5 protein-coding genes and 1 pseudogene are annotated in these 3,953 nt (G+C 70.3%); 4 read left to right on the top strand and 2 right to left on the bottom strand.

The genetic code is table 11. From position 1 onward, the window contains the following. The 3 genes and pseudogenes from PV721_RS42000 to PV721_RS42010 form a co-directional block, all read left to right on the top strand. A pseudogene (locus PV721_RS42000) lies at positions 1-99 on the top strand (IS481 family transposase); the annotation flags it as partial. Positions 100-213: 114 nt separating this feature from the next. After that, positions 214-897, top strand: coding sequence for a hypothetical protein (locus tag PV721_RS42005; RefSeq protein ID WP_319733965.1), 684 nt, complete (start codon positions 214-216; stop codon positions 895-897). 11 nt (positions 898-908) lie between these two features. Beyond that, positions 909-1,613 (top strand): hypothetical protein, encoded by a 705-nt coding sequence (locus PV721_RS42010; protein WP_319733967.1) that lies wholly within the window; start codon positions 909-911, stop codon positions 1,611-1,613. Between the two features lie 59 nt (positions 1,614-1,672). Here PV721_RS42010 and PV721_RS42015 read toward each other — a convergent pair whose 3' ends face one another. Both PV721_RS42015 and PV721_RS42020 read right to left on the bottom strand, forming a co-directional pair. Beyond that, positions 1,673-2,227 carry an alkyl hydroperoxide reductase gene (locus PV721_RS42015; protein ID WP_319733969.1) on the bottom strand — a complete coding sequence of 185 codons (555 nt, stop codon included), beginning with the start codon at positions 2,225-2,227 and terminating at the stop codon, positions 1,673-1,675. 3 nt (positions 2,228-2,230) lie between these two features. Continuing rightward, positions 2,231-2,785, bottom strand: a complete 555-nt coding sequence (locus tag PV721_RS42020; protein WP_319733971.1) for a peroxiredoxin — start codon at positions 2,783-2,785, stop codon at positions 2,231-2,233. Between the two features lie 136 nt (positions 2,786-2,921). Here PV721_RS42020 and PV721_RS42025 point away from each other — a divergent pair, with 136 nt between their 5' ends. After that, positions 2,922-3,869: a hydrogen peroxide-inducible genes activator gene (locus PV721_RS42025; protein WP_319733973.1), complete on the top strand. Its 948-nt coding sequence runs from the start codon at positions 2,922-2,924 to the stop codon at positions 3,867-3,869. Positions 3,870-3,953 lie beyond the last annotated feature (84 nt).

Here is a 3,953-nt window from a genome sequence, read left to right on the forward strand (position 1 = left end):
GACTTCCTCCACACCTACAACCACCACCGCTGCCACACCGCACTGGACGGCAAGCCACCGATCAGCCGTGTGAACAACCCTGCGGGTCAATACACCTAGTCCGCACCGATCGAAACCTCCCGGACCCTGACGTGGAGGGGACCAGGACTGCGATGATCAAGGACGCGCGCACGCCGACGGCGGCGCTCAGACCGAGGACTGCAGGGGGCGGACATGATCACCGATCCGGAGCTCGACGCGGAGTGGGACACGGGGGGGCCGGCGGAGGCGGCGGAACCGCTCGCGGCGGGCGAGCGGGCGGCGGGTACCTCGCGGCCGTGGCTGTGGGCGCTGGGCGGTGTGGTGGTGGCGTCGGCGGTGTGGGCCGGGGGGCTGTACTTCTTCGGGGACCGGCTGGCCGAGCCGACCCTCTCGTACCGGGCGACGGAGAACCTGTGTGAGGACTTCAAGGCTCGGACACTGGGCGGACTGGCCGGAGACCTGCACAAGAAGAGACCGATGAACCAGGAGAGCAACCACCCCGCCGTGTACGGGGCGGCGTGCGTGCTGAACAACGTCGACGGCATGCCGGACTTCATCGTGAGTGCGCAGGTCGACCTGCACAAGAAGGTCGACCCGTCGACGGAGTTCGAGGTGCCGCCGCTCGGGGAGATGGCCAACACCGGCGACGTGCGCAGGGAAGCGGTGCCGGACCTCGGCGAGGATGCCGTCATGATCATGTCCGGCTCCGGTCAGCTGCAGAAGCTCAAGGTGCTGGACGGCGGTGCGGTGTTCACCGTCGAAGTGTGGGCCAGCACCTACGCGGAGAAGAACGACCGGCCCGCCACTGACGCCACCGCGGTCCAGGCGGCGATGATCGAGGACATGCGCGCGCTGATATCGGCGCTCGAGAAGTAGTGGGGGACGGGATGATCACAGAGCCCGAGTTAGACGGGGAATGGGAGTCGGGGCGGCCGGCCAAGGTCGCGCAGGACACCGTGGTGCGCGAGGCGCGGGGGCCGCGGCGGCCGTGGTGGGGGGTGCTGGTGGCCGTGGTGGCCACCTCCGCGCTGTGGGCGGGCGGGCTGTACGCCTACGGGGACCGGCTGAAGGAGCCGGAGATCCGCTACCGGGTCACGGAGAACCTGTGCGACCAGTTCAAGGCGCCGGCCCTGGCCGGGGGGCTGGGCGGGTTCACGGACTCCGCCCCGCAGAAGGGCGGCCGGCATCCGGCCATGGACTGGGCGTCCTGCAGCCACGACGGTGACCGTTCGGCCCCCGTCGGGGCGTTCTTCGTGGCCGCGGTGGTCGAGCTGCACAAGAAGACGGATCCGGCGCCCGAGTTCGAGCTCGGCTCCCGGTACGACCGGAGCGGCCCCGGCGGTCCCGACCAGTGGGAGTCGGTCCCCGGGCTGGGGCAGCAGGCTCTCCTCAGCACCCCCGGGGGCGCCGAGGGTGTCCAGCTGAGGGTCCGTGACGGTGGCGCGGTCTTCATCATCGAGGTGATGTTCTTCGACCGGATCGAGGACGGTCCGGATCCGCAGGCGAGGCTCTCGGCACGGCCCGACCGGGAGACGCTGGCAGCGGCGGCGATCGAGGACGCGCGGGCGCTGATGGCCGCGCTGAGGAAGTGAACGCGCAGGGCCCCCGCGGCCGGAGACGGCTGCGGGGGCCCTGACGGTCGTACGAGCGCCTACTCGGCGGCGAGGACGTCCTCGGCGGCGAGGGCGGCCTCGCCGTCGAGGGTGACCGCGACGGCCTGGATCACCGAGGCGATCTTGAAGGCCTCCTGGATCGTCTCGCGGTCGACACCGGCCTTGCGCAGGACCTGCTCGTGCGAGTCCAGGCACTGGCCGCAGCCGTTGATCGCGGAGACCGCGAGCGACCACAGCTCGAAGTCGACCTTCTCCACGCCCGGGTTGCCGATGACGTTCATCCGCAGGCCCGCGCGCAGGGTGCCGTACTCGGGGTCGGAGAGCAGGTGTCGCGTGCGGTAGAAGACGTTGTTCATCGCCATGACCGCGGCGGCGGACTTGGCGGCGGTGTAGGCCTCCGGCGAGAGGTTCGCCTTCGCCTCGGGCTCCAGCTCACGCAGGACGCGCGGGGAGCGGGCGGCGATCGCGCAGGACAGGACGGTGCCCCACAGCTGCTGCTGCGGGAGGTCGCTGTTGCCGATGACCGAACCGAGGTTCAGCTTCAGGTCCTTGGCGAAGTCCGGTACGGCAGACTTCAGGGAGTCCAGGGACATCCGTCACTCACCGGCCAGCAGCGCGCCGGCGTCGATGGTGGCCTCGCCCTTGTTCCAGTTGCAGGGGCACAGCTCGTCGGTCTGCAGGGCGTCGAGGACCCGCAGGACCTCCTTGGGGTTACGGCCCACGGAACCGGCGGTCACCATCGAGAACTGGATCTCGTTGTTCGGGTCCACGATGAAGACGGCGCGCATCGGGAGGCCGTCCTCGCCGAGGATGCCCAGCTCGGCCGACAGCTCGCGCTTGATGTCGGACATCATCGGGAAGGGCAGGTCACGCAGGTCGGCGTGGTCCTTGCGCCAGGCGTGGTGGACGTACTCGGAGTCCAGGGAGAAGCCGAGGATCTGCGCGTCGCGGTCGGCGAACTCGTCGTTCAGCTTGCCGAAGGCGGCGATCTCGGTCGGGCACACGAAGGTGAAGTCGAGCGGCCAGGCGAAGACGACCTTCCACTTGCCCTCGTAGGTCTTGTGGTCGATCTGCGCGAACTCAGCTCCGGCCTCGAGCGAGACACAGGCGGTCAGGTCGAAGGCGGGGAACTTGTCACCAACAGTGAGCACGCGCACTCCTTGAGAAGAGGGAAATAGCCCCTTTTGGGGGTTTTCCGATGGGGTTGGACGTATCTCACATGCTGACACACCTGCATTGATTGCGGAAATAGCTAGTCTTGTGACGGGTGATCGGAGGTGCCTATCAGTGGCCGTGGGTAACAGGGGGGCGAAGCAGCCGACCCTCGCACAGTTGCGCGCCTTCGCGGCCGTCGCCGAGCACCTGCACTTCCGGGACGCCGCGGCGGCCATCGGGATGAGCCAGCCGGCGCTCTCCGGAGCCGTCTCCGCGCTGGAGGAGGCCCTCGGCGTGCAGTTGCTGGAGCGCACCACCCGCAAGGTGCTGCTCTCCCCGGCGGGCGAGCGGATCGCGGCCCGGGCGCAGGTGGTGCTCGACGCGATGGGCGGGCTGCTGGAGGAGGCCGAGGCGGTACGGGCCCCCTTCACCGGGATCCTGCGGTTCGGGGTCATCCCCACGGTGGCCCCGTACCTGCTGCCGACCGTGCTGGGGCTCTTCCACCGGCGCTACCCCCGGATGGACCTCCAGGTGCACGAGGAGCAGACCGCCACCCTGCTGGAGGGGCTGGCCACCGGACGCCTGGACCTGCTCCTGCTGGCGGTGCCGCTGGGGGTCCCCGGGGTCACCGAACTGCCCGTTTTCGACGAGGACTTCGTCCTGCTCGCGCCCAGGGAGCACGCGCTGGCCGGGCGCCGGGACATCCCGCTGGAGGAACTGCGGGGACTGCAGCTGCTGTTGCTGGACGAAGGGCACTGCCTGCGGGACCAGGCCCTCGACATCTGCCGGGAGGCGGGGCGCACCACCGGGGCGGACGTGACGACGACCGCCGCGGGGCTCTCCACCCTCGTCCAGCTGGTCGCCGGTGGGCTGGGAGTGACGCTGCTGCCGCGCACCGCGCTGCGCCTGGAGACCGCCCGCAACGAGTCCCTGTCCACCGGGTACTTCGCCGAGCCCGCGCCCTCGCGGCGGATCGCCCTGGCCATGCGCACCGGGACCGCCCGCCAGGAGGAGTTCCGGACGATCGCCGCCGCGCTGCGCGAAGCCGTACGCCCGCTCCCGGTGTGGCCCACCGACTAGGGGGAGTCGCAGGCGTCACCGGGAACGGGCTCACGGAGTCAGGGCGTACAGGTCCGGGGGCGTACGGGGTCAGGGGCGTACGGG

Source organism: Streptomyces sp. MB09-01 (assembly GCF_033794505.1).
Classification (GTDB): domain Bacteria; phylum Actinomycetota; class Actinomycetes; order Streptomycetales; family Streptomycetaceae; genus Streptomyces.